General features: G+C 55.2%; 17 protein-coding genes and 1 other RNA gene. 13 read left to right on the top strand and 5 right to left on the bottom strand.

Going from position 1 to position 17,527, the window contains the following annotated elements:
- Positions 1-24: 24 nt before the first annotated feature.
- The gene (locus ACW9E7_RS03610) at positions 25-1,725 is read right to left on the bottom strand and encodes an SgrR family transcriptional regulator (protein ID WP_143344758.1); all 1,701 of its coding nucleotides are present in this window, start codon (positions 1,723-1,725) and stop codon (positions 25-27) included.
- A gap of 101 nt (positions 1,726-1,826) precedes the next feature.
- On the opposite strand from ACW9E7_RS03610, the gene cof reads away from it, so the two are divergent.
- Positions 1,827-2,645, top strand: coding sequence for an HMP-PP phosphatase (cof, locus tag ACW9E7_RS03615; protein WP_458727265.1), 819 nt, complete (start codon positions 1,827-1,829; stop codon positions 2,643-2,645).
- A 40-nt stretch (positions 2,646-2,685) separates the two neighbouring features.
- On the opposite strand, the gene ACW9E7_RS03620 is transcribed toward cof, so the two are convergent.
- Positions 2,686-3,735: a PLP-dependent cysteine synthase family protein gene (locus tag ACW9E7_RS03620; protein WP_240741447.1), complete on the bottom strand. Its 1,050-nt coding sequence runs from the start codon at positions 3,733-3,735 to the stop codon at positions 2,686-2,688.
- Positions 3,736-3,847: 112 nt separating this feature from the next.
- On the opposite strand from ACW9E7_RS03620, the gene ACW9E7_RS03625 reads away from it, so the two are divergent.
- The 5 genes from ACW9E7_RS03625 to amtB all read left to right on the top strand — a co-directional run bounded on the left by ACW9E7_RS03625 (position 3,848) and on the right by amtB (position 9,767).
- Entirely contained in the window at positions 3,848-4,306 is a 459-nt protein-coding gene (locus tag ACW9E7_RS03625; RefSeq protein WP_023310581.1) for an Lrp/AsnC family transcriptional regulator, read from the top strand.
- Between the two features lie 30 nt (positions 4,307-4,336).
- Positions 4,337-6,109, top strand: coding sequence for a SmdA family multidrug ABC transporter permease/ATP-binding protein (locus ACW9E7_RS03630; protein WP_458727266.1), 1,773 nt, complete (start codon positions 4,337-4,339; stop codon positions 6,107-6,109).
- Entirely contained in the window at positions 6,102-7,883 is a 1,782-nt protein-coding gene (locus tag ACW9E7_RS03635; RefSeq protein ID WP_133293890.1) for a SmdB family multidrug efflux ABC transporter permease/ATP-binding protein, read from the top strand. The genes ACW9E7_RS03630 and ACW9E7_RS03635 overlap by 8 nt, the downstream gene beginning before the upstream one ends.
- A 220-nt stretch (positions 7,884-8,103) precedes the next feature.
- Positions 8,104-8,442: a P-II family nitrogen regulator gene (glnK, locus tag ACW9E7_RS03640; protein ID WP_008503304.1), complete on the top strand. Its 339-nt coding sequence runs from the start codon at positions 8,104-8,106 to the stop codon at positions 8,440-8,442.
- A 35-nt stretch (positions 8,443-8,477) separates the two neighbouring features.
- Entirely contained in the window at positions 8,478-9,767 is a 1,290-nt protein-coding gene (amtB, locus tag ACW9E7_RS03645) for an ammonium transporter AmtB (protein ID WP_008503303.1), read from the top strand.
- Positions 9,768-9,845: 78 nt separating this feature from the next.
- On the opposite strand, the gene tesB is transcribed toward amtB, so the two are convergent.
- On the bottom strand, positions 9,846-10,706 hold the full coding sequence (gene tesB, locus ACW9E7_RS03650; RefSeq protein WP_023310585.1) for an acyl-CoA thioesterase II: 861 nt from the start codon (positions 10,704-10,706) through the stop codon (positions 9,846-9,848).
- A 200-nt stretch (positions 10,707-10,906) separates the two neighbouring features.
- On the opposite strand from tesB, the gene ACW9E7_RS03655 reads away from it, so the two are divergent.
- A complete protein-coding gene (locus ACW9E7_RS03655) occupies positions 10,907-11,434 on the top strand; it encodes a YbaY family lipoprotein (protein ID WP_024906833.1) in 528 nt (175 codons plus the stop codon).
- 33 nt (positions 11,435-11,467) lie between these two features.
- On the opposite strand, the gene ACW9E7_RS03660 is transcribed toward ACW9E7_RS03655, so the two are convergent.
- A complete protein-coding gene (locus tag ACW9E7_RS03660; RefSeq protein ID WP_458727267.1) occupies positions 11,468-11,779 on the bottom strand; it encodes an MGMT family protein in 312 nt (103 codons plus the stop codon).
- 172 nt (positions 11,780-11,951) lie between these two features.
- Between ACW9E7_RS03660 and ffs the strand changes: the two genes are divergently transcribed.
- The 5 genes from ffs (at position 11,952) to ACW9E7_RS03685 (ending at position 15,276) form a co-directional block, all read left to right on the top strand.
- Positions 11,952-12,048, top strand: an RNA gene (ffs, locus tag ACW9E7_RS03665) — signal recognition particle sRNA small type.
- A 162-nt stretch (positions 12,049-12,210) separates the two neighbouring features.
- A complete protein-coding gene (locus ACW9E7_RS03670) occupies positions 12,211-13,260 on the top strand; it encodes an N-acetylmuramidase domain-containing protein (RefSeq protein WP_458727268.1) in 1,050 nt (349 codons plus the stop codon).
- Positions 13,257-13,865: an SH3 domain-containing protein gene (locus ACW9E7_RS03675; protein WP_115874362.1), complete on the top strand. Its 609-nt coding sequence runs from the start codon at positions 13,257-13,259 to the stop codon at positions 13,863-13,865. The genes ACW9E7_RS03670 and ACW9E7_RS03675 overlap by 4 nt, the downstream gene beginning before the upstream one ends.
- A 947-nt stretch (positions 13,866-14,812) precedes the next feature.
- The gene (locus tag ACW9E7_RS03680; RefSeq protein WP_032638522.1) at positions 14,813-15,064 is read left to right on the top strand and encodes a hypothetical protein; all 252 of its coding nucleotides are present in this window, start codon (positions 14,813-14,815) and stop codon (positions 15,062-15,064) included.
- Positions 15,061-15,276, top strand: a complete 216-nt coding sequence (locus tag ACW9E7_RS03685) for a hypothetical protein (RefSeq protein ID WP_023310588.1) — start codon at positions 15,061-15,063, stop codon at positions 15,274-15,276. The genes ACW9E7_RS03680 and ACW9E7_RS03685 overlap by 4 nt, the downstream gene beginning before the upstream one ends.
- An 81-nt stretch (positions 15,277-15,357) precedes the next feature.
- On the opposite strand, the gene yczR is transcribed toward ACW9E7_RS03685, so the two are convergent.
- Positions 15,358-16,779 carry a MocR-like transcription factor YczR gene (gene yczR / locus ACW9E7_RS03690; RefSeq protein WP_136195268.1) on the bottom strand — a complete coding sequence of 474 codons (1,422 nt, stop codon included), beginning with the start codon at positions 16,777-16,779 and terminating at the stop codon, positions 15,358-15,360.
- Positions 16,780-16,865: 86 nt separating this feature from the next.
- Here yczR and yczE point away from each other — a divergent pair, with 86 nt between their 5' ends.
- Complete coding sequence (gene yczE, locus ACW9E7_RS03695) at positions 16,866-17,477, top strand: membrane protein YczE (protein WP_111963402.1); 612 nt, start codon at positions 16,866-16,868, stop codon at positions 17,475-17,477.
- Positions 17,478-17,527: the final 50 nt, after the last annotated feature.

Genomic DNA, 17,527 nt, shown 5'->3' on the forward strand with positions numbered 1-17,527 from the left:
TGCCTGTGGCGGCGACCAGCTTCTTCACGATTTAGGGGCGGGCAGCCAGGCTTCGGTAAAGTCAAACCAGCCGCGGGTATTGAGGCGTATACCATTCACGCCAGGCGGAGCACTGATTTGGTATTGATAATTAAAGAGTGGTGTCAGCACCGCACTTTCCATTAACCGGTTAAAGATGGCTTGCAGTCCCGCGTGTCTATCCCGAGCCTCTGCCTGCGTCTGTACCGCATCCAGCGTCGCTTGCAAATGGGCGTAAGCCGGTGCGCTAAGAACGTGCGGCCAGAGGGCATCGCAGCGCAGCCACTGTTCCAGCGTATATTCTGGCGCTTCGCCAATAAGCCTGTCGCCCATCATGATGTCTGCATCGGCAAGCTCCAGGCATCCGTCCCACGTCTTGGCGTCGTGAAAGATGACGGTCAGTTCACACCCCTGTAGCGCCAGGTATGTCTTCAACTGGCTGGCCATAGTGTGAAGCTCAACAGGTAGATGATAAACCAGCGTCAATGCTTCAGGGAGGGTTACGCCCGATAAATCAGGCCATTCGGGGATGGTCCACCCGGGAAGCAGCTCCTGGGTGGGCGTGATGAGCCCTTCGTTTAGCGGAAGTGTGTGAAGAAGCCTGGAGAGATGAATGATATTGATAAGCCGCTTTGCCTGGATCTCACTCAGGCGCGCGCTCTGTTTAAGCGTGAGGTAGCAGAACCCCAGGCTGGTGCTGCTGCTTACCAGCCGCAGACTTTCCAGCTCGTCGGCCTCGCCGATCGCGATTTGCACCGGGTGACGACAGCTGGTGCCCAGGCTGTAATCAAAAAGCTGGGGAGTGATCCAGTATTCGATGGCTTTGAGCAGCGGATGGCTCAGGTGATACTGCTCATGGCTTTCCAGACGAACCAGGTCGGGCTCAAAAGCGGCCAGCCGAAAGGGGCCACTGCCAACCGCAGGATGGTCGGGATGCGCCAGACGGCTACAGTAGGTTGCCAGCCTGTGCGGCAGCCAGTAGTCCGGTTGATGCAGCGTAAACGTCAGACACTGAGGATGCGTTGTTTCAATACATAAGACGCTCTGAAACAGAGTGCGCAGGGCAGGAAGCGTCAACAGCGCTGTCAGACTTCGCTGGAGTTGTGCCGTTTCTATTTTATCGCCGTTATGCCAGTGCAGGGTGGAGCGAATGTAGAAATGCCAGCGCATGCCGTCAGCAGAGACATCCCAGTGATGCGCCAGATCGCCCGTGGGTTCACTGCTGTTACCGTTAAAACGCGTCAGGCCTGAGAACACCTGTCCTGCCAGATGCTGCTCCGCCCGACCAGGTAAGAACCCCGGCTGCAGCGGCTCCAGGGAGCGATAGTAAGGAATGCGCAGCGTCGGCGTATCGTTTTGCCACTGCCCGCCCAAAAAAGGATGCAGTAATGACCGCAGCGCTTCAGGGGCAAGCTGGGCCAGTTCCAGCGCGTTATGCTGCTGCCCGCTCTTCAGCGCCTCCTCCATCATCGCATTGCGCAGTGACTCCGGCGCGACATGGAACGTCAGCTCACCGCGCTTACCGCGGCCAGACTGCGCTCGCCAGCTCAGCCAGCCCGCCTCCTGGGCCTGACGCAGCAACGTTCGGACATGCCGCTCGCTGCAAAAACAGCGAGCAGCCAGCTCGCTGATAGTGACCTGTTGCGTTGCACCCAGGGAAGGCTGCCAGAGGCGGTGATACTGATTGAGTCGATTGAGCTGGCGCATAAGAAACCCGGAACAATAATTTTCATCTATTCACTATTACTTCCGTATATCTCACACGATACTGATGCACAAGTTAACCGCATCACATTTCGGGAGTAATCATGGCTCGGCTCGCTGCATTTGATATGGACGGTACGCTGTTAATGCCGGATCACCGTTTAGGGGAAAAAACCCTGAACACGCTGAAGCGCCTGCACGAGCGTGATGTTACCCTGACGTTTGCCACTGGCCGCCATGTGCTGGAGATGCGCCATCTGCTTGGTGCGTTTTCCCTCGACGCTTTTCTGATTACCGGCAACGGGACGCGAATTCATTCTATAGAAGGCGATGTACTGCACCGTCAGGATCTCAATCCGGAAGTGGCGGATATCGTGCTGCACAGCACCTGGGACACTAAGGCCAGCGTCCACGTCTTTAACGATCGCGGCTGGTTTACCGGAAGCGAAATCCCGGAATTATTGCACGCGCATGTATACAGCGGCTTCAGGTACCAGCTTATCGATCTGCGTCGGATCCCCGCCCATGCGGTCACTAAGATCTGTTTCTGTGGCGATCACGACGATCTGTGTCGCTTACGGATTCAGCTGAATGAGGCGCTAGGCGACCGGGCGCATCTGACCTTCTCGGCGGTTGATTGTCTGGAAGTGCTGCCGGTGGGCTGTAACAAAGGTTCCGCTCTGGCGGTTCTGAGCGACCACCTGGGCTTAACGCTCCAGGAGTGTATGGCGTTTGGTGATGCCATGAACGACCGCGAAATGCTGGGTAGCGTAGGTCGCGGTCTGATCATGGGAAATGCGATGGCGCGGCTGAAAGCAGAACTTCCCCATCTGCCGGTTATTGGCCACTGCCGCAATGAAGCAGTGTCTCATTTTTTGACTCATTGGCTGGACAACAACAATCTCCCGTATTCCCCCGAATAGTGAGACCCTTCCAGCAAGCCAGACTTCGGTCTGGCTTTTTTTATTTCACCAGTTCTGCAATCTGCGCTTTCCACGGGGCGATATCGCCGATGTTGGCCTGCACCCACTCCGCATTGTAGTAAGTTTCAAGGTAGCGCTCTCCACTGTCGCACAGCAGCGTGACGATGGAACCGGTGCGGCCCTGTTCGCGCATGCGTGCGGCAAGCTGCAGTGCTCCCCACATATTGGTGCCCGTCGATGCGCCCACTTTGCGGCCCAGCTGCGTTTCCAGCCAGTGTGCCGTTGCCACGCTTGCGGCATCTGCCACGCGCATCATCTCGTCCACCACGTCGGGGATGAAAGAGGGCTCCACGCGCGGGCGGCCAATCCCTTCAATTTTACTGCCCACCGGGCTGCGCAGGCCGGCATCGCGATTTTGCCAGTAGTCGAGGAACACGGAGTTTTGCGGGTCAACCACCATCAGCTGGGTATCGTAACCCTGACAGCGGATGTAGCGTCCGATCGTGGCTGACGTGCCGCCGGTACCGGCGCTCATGACGATATAGGACGGAACCGGATGTGGTTCGTGGGTCATCTGGCGGAAAATACTGTCGGCAATGTTGTTATTGCCGCGCCAGTCCGTCGCGCGCTCGGCGAAGGTGAACTGGTCCATATAGTGGCCGTTCAGCTCGCGGGCCAGCATTTCAGAGGCGGCGTAGATTTCGCAGGCGCTTTCCACAAAGTGGCAGCGTCCGCCGTAAAATTCGATCTGTTCGATTTTGCGTTTTGCGGTGCAGGACGGCATTACCGCGATAAACGGCAGGCCCAGCAGGCGGGCAAAATAGGCTTCGGACACCGCCGTTGAACCGGACGAAGATTCAATGATAGTCGTGCCTTCTTTAATCCAGCCGTTACATAAACCGTATAAAAACAGCGAGCGCGCCAGGCGATGCTTCAGGCTGCCGGTAGGATGGGTGCTTTCATCTTTCAGATAGAGCTGAATGCCGTCAAATCCCGGCAGGGAAAGGCGAATCAGGTGCGTATCCGCCGAGCGCTGATAGTCGGCATTGATTTCGCTGATCGCATGTTTAACCCAGGTGCTATTCATCATCGTTATCCGTTTGTCATTTTGTGCCTAGGATAGCGAAAAGCACAGAAAAAATTGTTGCTATCTGGCCTTTAAAATAGAATGAAGGGAGAAAAATTTTCTCTGAGAGGTGGGTATGCTAGATAAAATTGACCGCAAGCTCCTTTCATTGCTGCAAAATGACTGTACCCTCTCTTTGCAGGCGCTGGCAGATGCCGTTAATCTGACCACCACCCCGTGCTGGAAGCGTCTTAAGAAGCTGGAAGATGACGGCATTCTTCTGGGGCGCGTCGCGTTGTTAGATCCCGAAAAGCTGGGGCTTGGGTTGACCGCATTTGTGCTGATAAAAACTCAGCATCACAGCAGCGAGTGGTATTGCCGCTTCGTCACCCAGGTGTCTGAGATGCCCGAAGTGCTCGGTTTCTGGCGCATGGCCGGCGAGTACGATTACCTGATGCGCGTCCAGGTGGCCGACATGAAGCGCTATGATGACTTCTACAAGCGGCTGGTGAACAGCGTGCCGGGGTTATCGGACGTCACCTCAAGCTTCGCCATGGAACAGATTAAATACACCACAGCATTACCTATTGAATAACTTAGTAAAATACCTTCAGGAACAAACCGCGTGCGATTATTTGCCCAATTAAGCTGGTACTTTCGTCGGGAGTGGCAACGCTACCTCGGTGCAGTCGCCCTGCTTATTATCATTGCCATCCTGCAGCTGATCCCGCCGAAAGTGGTGGGCTACGTCGTGGATGGCGTCACCGAACAGCATTACACCACCGCACGGGTGTTGATGTGGGTTGGCACGCTGGTGCTGACGGCGGTCATTGTTTATCTGCTGCGCTACGTCTGGCGCGTGCTGCTGTTTGGTGCGTCCTATCAGCTGGCCGTTGAGCTACGTGAAGATTTTTACCGCCAGCTGAGCCGACAGCATCCCGAATTTTATCTGCGCCATCGCACCGGGGATCTCATCGCCCGCGCGACGAACGACGTCGATCGCGTGGTCTTTGCCGCCGGGGAAGGGGTGCTGACGCTGGTGGACTCGCTGGTGATGGGCTGTGCGGTGCTGATCGTGATGTCCACGCAGATCAGCTGGCAGTTGACCCTGCTCGCCCTGCTGCCGATGCCGCTCATGGCTCTGGCGATTAATCGCTATGGTGAACAGCTACACGAGCGTTTTAAGCTGGCGCAGGCGGCGTTTTCGTCGCTGAACGATCGCACCCAGGAGAGCATGACCAGCATCCGCATGATCAAAGCGTTTGGTCTGGAAGACCGGCAGTCTGCGCTGTTTGCCGCCGATGCGGCAGACACGGGGGCGAAAAACATGCGCGTCGCGCGTATCGACGCCCGTTTCGATCCGACGATTTATATCGCAATCGGCATGGCAAATATGTTGGCCATTGGCGGCGGAAGCTGGATGGTAGTGCAGGGCACGCTTACCCTGGGGCAATTGACAAGCTTTGCGATGTATCTGGGTCTCATGATCTGGCCGATGCTGGCGCTGGCCTGGATGTTTAACATCGTGGAGCGCGGCAGCGCCGCCTACAGCCGTATTCGCGCCATGCTGGCCGAAGCGCCGGTGGTCAATGACGGCAGCGAAGTCGTACCGGAAGGACGCGGCGTCATGCATGTCGACGTCCGCAAGTTTGTCTATCCACAAACGGAGCATCCGGTGCTGGAGAACGTCAGCTTTACGCTTCAGCCGGGCCAGATGCTGGGCATCTGCGGCCCGACGGGAGCCGGTAAAAGTACCGTGCTCTCTCTGCTCCAGCGCCACTTTGACGTCACCGAGGGCGATATTCGTTTCCATGATATCCCCCTGACGAATCTGCTGCTGGACGAGTGGCGTGGTCGCCTGGCGGTCGTCAGCCAGACGCCGTTTTTATTTTCGGACACCGTGGCGAACAACATCGCCCTTGGCCGCCCTGGGGCGACGCAGGAAGAGATTGAACACGTGGCGCGTCTGGCCAGCGTTCATGATGATATTTTGCGTCTGCCGCAGGGGTACGAGACGGAAGTCGGGGAACGCGGCGTCATGCTGTCCGGCGGGCAAAAACAGCGTATCTCCATTGCCCGCGCGCTGCTGCTGAATGCTGAAATCCTGATTCTGGATGATGCACTTTCCGCCGTGGACGGCCGTACCGAGCATCAAATTCTGCATAACCTGCGCCAGTGGGGCGACGGACGCACGGTCATTATCAGCGCCCACCGTTTGTCTGCGCTAACCGAAGCCAGCGAAATTCTGGTCATGCAGCACGGGCACATTGCCCAGCGCGGGCAGCATGAAACGCTTGCCGAGCAGCCGGGCTGGTATCGCGATATGTACCGCTATCAACAGCTTGAGGCGGCGCTGGACGATGCGCCGGAAGAAGATGAGGAGGCCGCCAATGCGTAAGCTCGGAACGATGTGGCCGACGCTCAAACGTCTGCTGGCCTACGGCTCGCCGTGGCGTAAACCGCTCTCCGTTGCCGTGCTTTTACTCTGGATTGCGGCGATTGCTGAAGTGAGCGGTCCTTTGCTCATTAGCTACTTCATCGACAATATGGTCGCCAAAAGCTATCTGCCCCTGGGGCTGGTGGCGGGGTTAGGCGTGGCCTACGTTGGCCTTCAGCTGGCGGCGGCAGGGCTGCACTATGCTCAGTCGCTGCTGTTTAACCGTGCTGCCGTGGGCGTTGTTCAGCAACTGCGTACGGATGTGATGGACGCGGCGCTTCGCCAGCCGCTCAGCGAGTTTGATATCCAGCCGGTTGGGCAGGTAATTTCGCGCGTGACCAACGATACCGAGGTGATCCGCGATCTGTACGTCACCGTTGTGGCGACCGTATTGCGCAGCGCGGCGCTGATTGGCGCGATGCTGGTTGCGATGTTCAGCCTTGACTGGCGCATGGCGCTGGTGGCGATCACCATCTTCCCGGCGGTATTGATCGTCATGGTGATTTACCAGCGTTACAGCACGCCGATTGTGCGCCGTGTTCGCGCCTATCTGGCCGACATCAACGATGGCTTCAACGAAGTGATTAACGGTATGAGCGTCATCCAGCAGTTCCGCCAGCAGGCCCGCTTTGGCGAACGCATGGGAGAAGCCAGCCGTTCGCACTATATGGCGCGTATGCAGACGCTGCGGCTTGATGGTTTCCTGCTGCGTCCGCTGCTGAGCCTTTTCTCGGCGCTGGTGCTTTGCGGGCTGCTGATGCTCTTTGGGCTGAGCTCAAACGGTACGATTGAGGTGGGCGTGCTGTACGCCTTTATTAGCTATCTGGGACGCCTTAACGAGCCGCTGATCGAGCTCACTACCCAGCAATCGATGCTGCAGCAGGCGGTGGTCGCCGGTGAGCGCGTGTTTGAGCTGATGGACAGGCCGCGTCAGGCCTACGGCAATGACGAGCAACCTCTGCAAAGCGGGACTATCGCCTTTGATAACGTCTCGTTTGCCTATCGTGAAGACCGGCTGGTGCTGCAGGACATCACGCTTGACGTTCCGTCGCGCGGTTTCGTGGCGCTGGTGGGGCATACCGGCAGCGGTAAGAGCACGCTTGCCAGCCTGTTGATGGGCTATTACCCGGTCACGCGCGGCGAAATCCGCCTCGACGGGCGCCCGCTCGCGTCTCTCAGCCACACCGTGTTGCGTAAAGGCGTCGCGATGGTGCAACAGGATCCGGTCGTGCTGGCCGATACCTTCTACGCCAACGTGACTCTGGGGCGAGACTACACTCAGGAACAGGTCTGGGACGTGCTGGAAAAAGTGCAGCTGGCAGAGCTGGCGCGCGGGTTTAGCGATGGGATAAATACCAGACTGGGCGAGCAGGGGAATAATCTCTCTGTCGGGCAAAAGCAGCTCCTGGCGCTGGCGCGGGTGCTGATTGAAACGCCGCAGATCCTGATTCTGGATGAAGCCACTGCCAGTATTGACTCCGGCACCGAGCAGGCCATCCAGCAGGCACTCTCCGCCGTACGCGACCATACGACGCTGGTGGTGATTGCCCACCGTCTTTCCACCATCGTCGATGCCGATACCATTCTGGTGCTACATCGCGGACAGGCCGTTGAGAGTGGTACCCACCGTGAACTGCTGGAAGCAAAAGGGCGCTACTGGCAGATGTACCAGCTGCAGCTGGCGGGCGAAGAGCTGGCGGCCAGCGTGCGCGATGAAGAGTCGCTTAGCGCCTGATGCACCAAAAAGAGGCGGCGCGCTAACAGTCATTCCTGTTGGTGCAAAACTGAAACGCACCATGCACCGGCATGGTGCGTTTTTTTTCATCAGTTCGATTATCAAGGCCGTGTAATGCTCTGTGCGCCGCCGTTCCTCCTCGTTTTCATTTCTGGCACATCCCTTGCAATACCTTCAGCGTAAGCTACGGCCATTACCGAATTCTGACTGGAGGGGATCTATGAAGCTGGTTACGGTTGTAATCAAACCATTCAAACTCGAAGACGTGCGTGAAGCGTTGTCTTCAATGGGTATTCAGGGACTGACTGTCACCGAAGTGAAAGGCTTTGGTCGTCAGAAGGGTCATGCCGAGCTTTATCGCGGGGCGGAATACAGCGTTAACTTTCTGCCAAAAGTAAAAATTGATGTCGCGATTGCTGACGATCAGCTTGATGAAGTCATTGATGTCATTAGCAAAGCGGCCTATACCGGCAAAATTGGCGACGGCAAAATTTTCGTTGCCGAACTGCAGCGCGTCATTCGCATCCGTACCGGCGAATCTGACGAAGCGGCATTGTAAATAACGCCTGGCACACAGTGATAGGGATCGAGAAAATGAAGATAGCAACACTTAAAACGGGTCTGGGTTCGCTGGCGCTGCTGCCGGGCCTGGCGCTGGCTGCTGCCCCTGCGGTGGCTGATAAAGCCGATAACGCCTTTATGATGATCAGCACCGCGCTGGTGCTTTTCATGTCCATTCCGGGCATTGCGCTGTTCTACGGCGGCCTGATCCGTGGCAAAAACGTTCTCTCCATGCTGACGCAGGTTGCCGTGACGTTTGCGCTGGTCTGCGTGCTGTGGGTGGTTTACGGTTACTCGCTGGCGTTCGGTACGGGCAACGCGTTCTTTGGTAACTTCGACTGGGTGATGCTGAAAAATATTGAGCTGACCGCGCTGATGGGCAGCTTCTATCAGTATATTCACGTGGCGTTCCAGGGCTCCTTCGCCTGTATTACCGTTGGGCTTATTGTGGGCGCGCTGGCGGAGCGTATTCGTTTCTCTGCCGTTCTGATCTTCGTGGTGGTCTGGCTGACGCTCTCCTATGTGCCGATTGCGCACATGGTCTGGGGTGGCGGTCTGCTGGCAACGCACGGTGCGCTGGACTTCGCGGGCGGTACCGTTGTACACATCAACGCCGCGGTAGCGGGTCTGGTGGGGGCCTACCTGATTGGCAAACGCGTGGGCTTCGGTAAAGAAGCGTTTAAACCGCACAACCTGCCGATGGTGTTTACCGGTACAGCTATCCTCTACTTTGGCTGGTTTGGCTTCAACGCCGGCTCTGCGAGTGCGGCCAACGAAATCGCCGCGCTGGCCTTCGTGAACACCGTTGTTGCCACGGCGGGTGCGATTCTCTCCTGGGTGTTTGGCGAGTGGGCGGTGCGCGGTAAACCTTCTCTGCTGGGTGCCTGTTCGGGTGCGATTGCCGGTCTGGTTGGTATCACCCCTGCTTGTGGTTATGTCGGTGTCGGCGGTGCGCTGCTGGTCGGCCTGGTGTCGGGTCTGGCGGGTCTGTGGGGTGTCACCGCACTGAAACGTGTGCTGCGCGTCGACGACCCATGCGATGTATTCGGCGTGCACGGCGTGTGCGGCATAGTCGGTTGTATCATGACCGGTATCTTCGCGGCGAAATCGCTCGGTGGCGTGGGTTACGCGGAAGGTGTCACCATGGTTCATCAGGTGCTGGTGCAGCTGGAAAGTATTGCTATCACCGTTGTCTGGTCTGCCGTTGTGGCCTTCATTGGCTATAAGCTGGCGGATATGACGGTGGGTCTGCGCGTACCGGAAGAGCAGGAGCGCGAAGGTCTGGACGTCAACAGCCACGGCGAGAATGCGTATAACGCCTGATAAACTGCAAAACGGCAACTTCGGTTGCCGTTTTTAATGTGTATTCCCTCTCCCGGTGGGAGAGGGTGAGGGCATCAATCACCCGCGATTACGCATCACCCCTTCCTGCACCGTCGAAGCGACCAGCACGCCGTCCTGAGTATAAAATTCTCCACGCACAAATCCGCGCGCGCTCGACGCTGACGTGCTCTCCACGCTGTAAAGCAGCCACTCATTCATGTTGAACGGACGGTGGAACCACATGGAGTGATCGATCGTCGCGACCTGCATCCCTTTTTCCAGGAAACCAACGCCGTGCGGCTGCAGCGCCACCGGCAGGAAGTTGAAGTCAGACGCATAGCCCAGCAGATACTGATGGACGCGGAAATCTTCCGGCACGGTCCCGTTGGCACGGATCCAAACCTGGCGTTTCGGCTCTGCGGTATGGCCTTTCATCGGGTTGTGGAACTCAACCGGGCGGATCTCCAGCGGCTTATCGCAGAGAAACTTCTCTTTGACCTGCGGGGGAAGCAGATGCGCCAGCGCGCGAGCAATATCCGTCTCTGATTTTAAAGAGTCAGGTGACGGAGCCGGGGGCATCACTTTCTGATGCTCGTAGCCCGGCTCCGGCGCCTGGAAAGAGGCCGTCATGTAAAAGATCGGCTTGCCGCTCTGAATGGCCGCTACGCGGCGCGCGCTGAAGCTGTTGCCGTCTCGCAGAACTTCAACGTCATACACAATCGGTTTTGCGCTATCGCCAGGGCGTAAGAAGTAGCTGTGGAATGAATGCACCAGACGGTCTGCCGGGACAGTCTCCTTTGCTGCGTACAGTGCCTGTCCGACGACTTGCCCCCCGAATACCTGGCGTAAGCCGAGATCTTCGCTCTGTCCGCGAAAGAGTCCTTCCTCAATTTTTTCCAGATTTAGTAATGTCAGCAGATTGTTCAGTGCCTGACTCATAGTTGTCCTCAATAAACGCCGCAGCGAAAGATAGGCAGAGTATAACGCAGAAATGAAAGTGGTCCGATGGGTAGAATAATCTGAATATCGGCACGTTTTCAGGCATAAATCGGTGATCTGTGCCACACTTGAATACGTTATGTGATTGAAACGACATCGGATGGGATCGATCCCGCTGGTGCATTGATAAGGAGACTTCAATGAAACTCGTGCCCATGCTTAGTGGTGTAGCTATTGCGGTGGCGTTGTCCGCCTGTGCCGGTAAGAGCGCCCAGGTGCCGGTTCCAGCTGCAGATCCGAACGGGATTAACACCCTTTCACAGCAGTCCATTCAGCAGCCTAACGTTTCCGGTACAATCTGGATCAAGCAGAGAGTCGCTCTGCCACCGGACGCGGTACTAACGGTAACGCTGTCTGATGCTTCCCTGGCCGACGCGCCGTCTAAAGTCGTGGCCCAGCGTGCGGTCCGTACAGAAGGTAAGCAGGCGCCATTTAGCTTCGTGTTGCCGTATAACCCGTCGGACGTGCAGCCTAACGCCCGTATTCTGCTGAGTGCAGCGGTAACCATCAACGGTAAGCTGGTCTTTATCACCGATACGGTTCAGGAAGCAATCAACAACGGTGGGACAAAAATCGACCTGAACCTGGTGCCGGTGCAGCAGACCGAAGTACCGGTCGCACCGCAGACCAATCAGCCGTCTCTGCCAACCCCACCGACTCAGATGTAATTCCTGCATTTCCCCTCTCCTCCGGGAGAGGGGTCAATATATCCAGCGAAACTTCTGCAAATCAATCTGACCCGACCCTGTCACCTGGACACCCTCTGAAAGTAACGCCTGACGCTGACGCTGAAGATCCGGCCCGGTGAGCGAAATGGCGCCATGACGATTCACCACCCGATGCCAGGGCAGCGTACTGCCTTCCGGCAGCCGTTTCAGGACGCCGCCAACCTGTCGCGCCGCGCGCGGGGAACCGGCCAGGCGCGCAACATCACCATAGGTAGTGACATAGCCTTCCGGGATTGAGGCCACGATTTGCCATACGCGCTGTGGAAAGGAGTCGTGTTCGTCCATACCTTCACCTGTGGGGGGAGTTTCTGGAACGCTATGGTAAACGAAGATCTTCATGATTGCTGCGCCTGTTTGCGCAAGAAACCAGCATCCGGTTCCTGGTCACTTGCAATTGGGCTTTAGCACAGGGATAATGCGCCAGCGCGTTGGTTATCAACGCTCTCAATGGGGGCTCTGTTGGTTCTCCCGCAACGCTACTCTGTTCACCAGGTCAGGTCCGGAAGGAAGCAGCCAGGGCAGACGACGTGTGTGCCGGGATGTAGCTGGCAGGGCCCCCACCCATTTGTGCTCCCAATAATTCCTGTTTTCAGTGTTTCCCTGGTGCGGCGCAAGTGGCGTATCAATGCCTGCTGGATGTGAGCAGCTTGATGCTGTCGATCACGAGATGCGGTTTCCCACTAACCGTATATTTTTTCATTTATGAGTACTCAGAAATGGATAATTCTCTCAGACGTTTGTCACCTTTATTGAAAAGTGCCGTAGGAACGCCAGGTAAAGCAGGAAACTTTCAGCGCGACGTGATTATCGTGCAATACCTGTTTAATCTCATTAAGCCTATCATCCAGTATGACATCCCAGAAGATGGGATTATTTCCCCGACATTGATCAGAACCATCAGCCAGTTTCAGTCCATTCATTTGCGTTTCCAGCATCCCGATGGGGTTATTGAGCCAGAAGGGAAGACTTTCCGTGGATTAGTTGCTGCTGCGATGAAATATCCCCTTGCGTCTCAACAATCGTCTTTCACGTCTTCATTTTTTAGGCAACCTTCTGCCAATGAAAATAGCGTCCGTCAGCTGGTTAACGATTATCTGAGAAAAGAGCGCTACAACGTAGCAGATGAAACCCTTGAGCGAAGCAAGCTGATGGCACCTGGAATTGATGGGGCTGTATCGCTGACGGAACAGGACTTTACTGAAGCCTGGGAAAATCTTAATCGTCGGGTAGAACTGAATATCATCAAAGCTTTTTCTATTGTGGAGTCGGGCGGACGATCTGGGTTTAATGCTTTAAATCTACCGATTATTGCGTATGAAGGGCATATTTTCCGTAAATACACCAAAAGGAAATACGATCAAACCCACCCTTTTTTGTCTTATAAATATGTAAAGAAAGCGGGTCCGGAATGGCAAAAAAACAATATCGACCAGCTTTCTGCATGGAATACCCTGGCGAAGGCTTACGCACTTGATGCCGAAGCTGCGATAAAATCGTGTTCATGGGGGATGTTCCAGATTATGGGGTTTAATTACGAATCGTGCGGTTATAAAGATCTCGGCACATTTTTAAAAGATATGAAGTCAAATGCCGGTAAGCAATTAAATGCTTTTTTACATTTGTGCAATAGGAACAGCTCACTACTGTCGGCAATGGTAAATAAGGACTTTTATAATATGGCATTCAACTATAACGGAAGCGATTTCGGTGATTATGACGTTAAAATTCGCAGAACTTATGAAAACCTGGAGAAGGGGCGGAGATGAAAATTAAAATGATGCGCATAGTTTGCGGTTTTTCAGTTTTAATGGCGGCGTTTTCTTCGTATGCCACGACGCTACAGTCTGGCGTATATGAAAGTTTGTTACTCGCCGTCTCTCCGACGGGCAATATCACCGGGTATTACTCTGAATCGGCTGAAGACAGCGTAAAACGTACCTGCACTTTCTTTCTGACAGGCCATGTTTCAGCGCAACAGCCAGACACCATCACTTCATGGTCTTCATCTGTGCTCGCGGGCCATATTGCCGCGAATACCGCGGGTGTCACATTAGCCATTCCTGATGGGCAAAACCATGCTGGGTGTATGAATGTGCTGATGCCTGAAATTGCGACAGGTCTGGAACTGGAGAGGACGCGGCAGACACAGTGGCAAACGCTGATGAAGGTAAGCAGCCCGCGGGCTTATCTGAGCTCCACGCCTGATGCCGCGACCCGGCGTAAAGCCTGGATCGTTAAAGGAGACGTAGTAGGGGTAATACAAACCCAGGCTGGCTGGGCAGAGGTAGAGTTTGTCGCCCGTAGCGGAAAAACGACGCACGGCTGGGTGAATAGCAATGACGTTCAGCCGTTAACGCCTCCTGCATCCTGATCGATTTATTTCTCACCCTGAATTCAATATTGCCGGGCGATGCTTTCGCATCGGCAATCTCATTAAGCTAATCCGTAACGCTATTTTCCCCGCATGACCGCACCCTATGACACTGAAAATAAGAGTATAGCTAGCCGTCAAGGGCCCACCCATTTGTGCGACAGATATTCCGCTCCCGCTCTCACGGTAGATGAGATCGAACATGCCCGTCGTATGGCCCTGGCAGGTAAAATTGAAGCGTTCACACAATTTGTGAACTCTTGCCGGAGCGTGATCAAAAACTATTAGCCGCCAGTGTTCAAGTACACAGGGGAAAATGTGGTCGCTTTATCTTCTTGTACGGAGGTATCTTTAAGGACTGGGGTTAGTCGTCTGTATTATGGTTATGTTAAAAAAGCCGTAAAAGATGAACAGCCAGAAGACCTATTTACAGTCAAAGGCAGCAATACGAACCTCCAACCACTGATTGAAGAGGTTGGGCGATCCTACATGGTAGTGGAAAATGTGGCTTAGATGGAGTTTGGTCAAAAGCCATACAAAGCCGGGTCAGCCCCGGTTTTTTGTGTCTGTCGCATGAGAAAACGGCTTGCCAGTGTATACTTTTGGTGATACAAAATCATTGCCCCACCGCTTTTTAGTGCATTGAAATACATAGGTTTTGTTAGAAAAAGCTTAGCTGGCAGGGCCCCCACCCATTTCCGCCCTCATAAAATCTTCCTGCTTTCACCTCTCACTTTTGACTGCTATCCCACAATAATACTATGCCTATATCGTGTAATATATATTTCATCGTGCTGAAATATTATTGTCATAAACCTGTAATAATAGACTGTCATTTTATAATTGGACGTCTATTTTCTTCCATAACTCGAAAAAATTTATATCTGGATAACATTGTTAACTTCGTGTATTAAATAAAGTACTTATTCCGAAGGGAAGTGACAAACATGGCTACAGCGGTATTAAACGTTAAGATTGATGACGCGCTAAAAGAAAGGCTTCGCCACTATGCGGAACTCAATAACGAGAATTTAAGCGTGACAACAGAGAAACTGCTGCTGCTGGCATTCGAAGCAGTAGAAGAGGCGGGAGTATCGGAAGAGGATATTGATAATCAGCATACGGAAGAAGAGAGTGTTTCTCCTTTTACTCCTAAAGAAATCAAGGCTCTGCGTAAACTTCTGAAGAAGAGAAAATGAAACAACAACTGTCAACTGCCAGTGACTACAACGAGGCCTGCGATCTGTTGCGTTCAGGCTACGTGAAGCACGTACGTCTTGGCTGGAATGTTGGAAGCGATGAGTTCTTTCGTATTGCGTCTGACTGGTGTGATACCGGTGCAAAAATAAAGAAAGACGGTGATAATTTCGTTATTTCACTAAAAGGCTTTCCTATTCCTCCTCAGCATTAAACACTGACCAGTGAAAACTGCTGACTGCATATATTACAGTCAGCAGTTTTTATTTTATGATCTGCTTCAAATATTTAAATATTAGATTACGCTGCGTTTTAACGATGGCACGTTTTTATTCAGGGCGAGCCATAACGGTTTGATCCTCAGTAACGCCTGCTCAAGCTCTGTCGATTCCAGCGAGAAGGGCATACGTAAATAGCGGTCAAACGCCCCCGATAAACCAAATCGCGTCCCGGTTCCAAGGTTAATCCCGATTATTTCTGCCCGTGCGGCAAGCTGTGTCGCCAGCATGCCCGGTAGCTCTATCCAGTAGGAGAGCCCGCCTTGCGCCTCGTGGAATTTCCACTCCGGGAAATGTTCTCGCAGCAGGTCACCGCATCGATCGCGCCGTTCCGCCAGCATCTTCCGGCGTGCGGGCAGAAACGTCTCGCTGTTGTTAATGAGCCACTGCATTGCCAGCTGTTCCAGCAGCGGCGAGCCTAAATCCAGCGTATCCCGCGTCTGGGCAAGCGTGGCGATGGTGCGCGATGAGGCGCGGATCCAGCCTAGACGCAGCCCTCCCCAGAAGCTTTTGCCGGCGGAGCCTAAAGTGATGACGGTGGCCTGCGGGTTGAAGGCAGCCAGCGGTGGCGGGGGAGGCGCATCAAACCAGAGATCCACCATCGTTTCATCCACCACCAGCGCCGTGCGGGTTTGGGCTGCAATATCCGTGATGGCCTGACGGGTGGCAATATCCATACAGCGCCCGGTCGGATTATGAAAATCCGGCATCAGGTACGCCAGGCGCGGCGCGGTTTGGGCAAGCGTGGCGGCGAAGCCATCCGTATCCCAGCCGGTTTCCGGCAGCGACACCCCCACGGGCCGACACTGCGCGCCCTGAATGGCGGCAATCGCCAGCGGATAGGTGGGATGATCGACCACGACGCGATCCCCGGGCCCGGTCATCATCCGCAGGACCAGCGCGAAGCCGCTGACGGCGCCATTGACCACCATCACTTCGTCCGCGCGGGTGGGAAGACCACGCGCGGTATAGCGTGCAGCGATGGCTTCCCGCAGCGTCGGCAGCCCTAGCTGATCGTAGCCCGTCAGCGAGAGATGCTGGGTAATGGCCGTGAGCGCATGGGTATACGCCTGATGGATCTCCGGCCCGGCATTGAGGGCGGCAGTGGAGAGATCCAGTGCCGCGCTCGCCGCGGAAAGAGTGGGAACGGCACGCGTATCCGGGAGGATCACGCGTGACCCGCTGCCGTGGCGGCTTTCAAGATATCCCTCTTCACGCAGATGGGCGAGCGCGCTGCTGACGGTGGTACGGCTCACGTCCAGCGCCGCGGCCAGCTCACGCTCGCCCGGCAGCCGCGTATTCAGTGCCAGCCGTCCATCAAGGATTAATAAACGCAGCGCGTCGGCCAGCTGTCGCCAGAGCGGGGTTCGGGATGAAGCTTGTTGCCAGTGGCCTAAAAGGCGTACCAGAGACTGGCTTCCGAAGCGGCGTGATGACATATGCAGTCCACTATTTGAAAACTGGACATTAATCATAGTGCCATTTTAGGTCAGCATGAAAGCCTGGTTCACTGGAGAAGATAAAAATGGTACGTCGTCTGCTACAACTCTATGTCGGTTTAGGACTGTATGGCCTGTCCACCGCGATGTTTATTCGTTCCGATTTGGGCGTCGACCCCTGGGATGTATTTCACCTTGGGGTGGGGTTACAGCTGGGAATGACTATCGGAACGGTGATTATTGTGACCGGCGCTGCGGTGCTGCTGCTGTGGATCCCGCTGCGCCAGATGCCGGGGCTTGGCACGATCAGTAACGTGATTTGTATCGGTCTGGCGGCGGACGCCAGCATGGCGCTTATCCCGGAACTGGAATCGTTACCCGTTCGAATCGCTTTCCTGGTGTCGGGCATCGTGATGAACGCGATTGCGACCAGCATGTACATCGGGGCCGGTTTCGGGCCAGGCCCGCGCGACGGTCTGATGACCGGCATTCACGCCCGGCTGGGGTGGTCCATTCGTAGCGTGCGCACCTCAATTGAAGTGTCCGTCCTGCTGATTGGGTGCGTGCTTGGCGGCACCTTTGGCGTGGGAACCGTACTTTATGCCCTGACCATTGGCCCGCTTATCCAGCTCTGCCTGCCCTGGTTCCGCCAGAAGCCGCGCATTGCGGAAATACCCCAGCCGGAGCGGGTTGTTTAATTTTGCGAAGCGCTCACATGTTTTAACGGCGTCGCTGTGCCACAATAATG

This window comes from Enterobacter sp. H2G27, assembly GCF_054403075.1.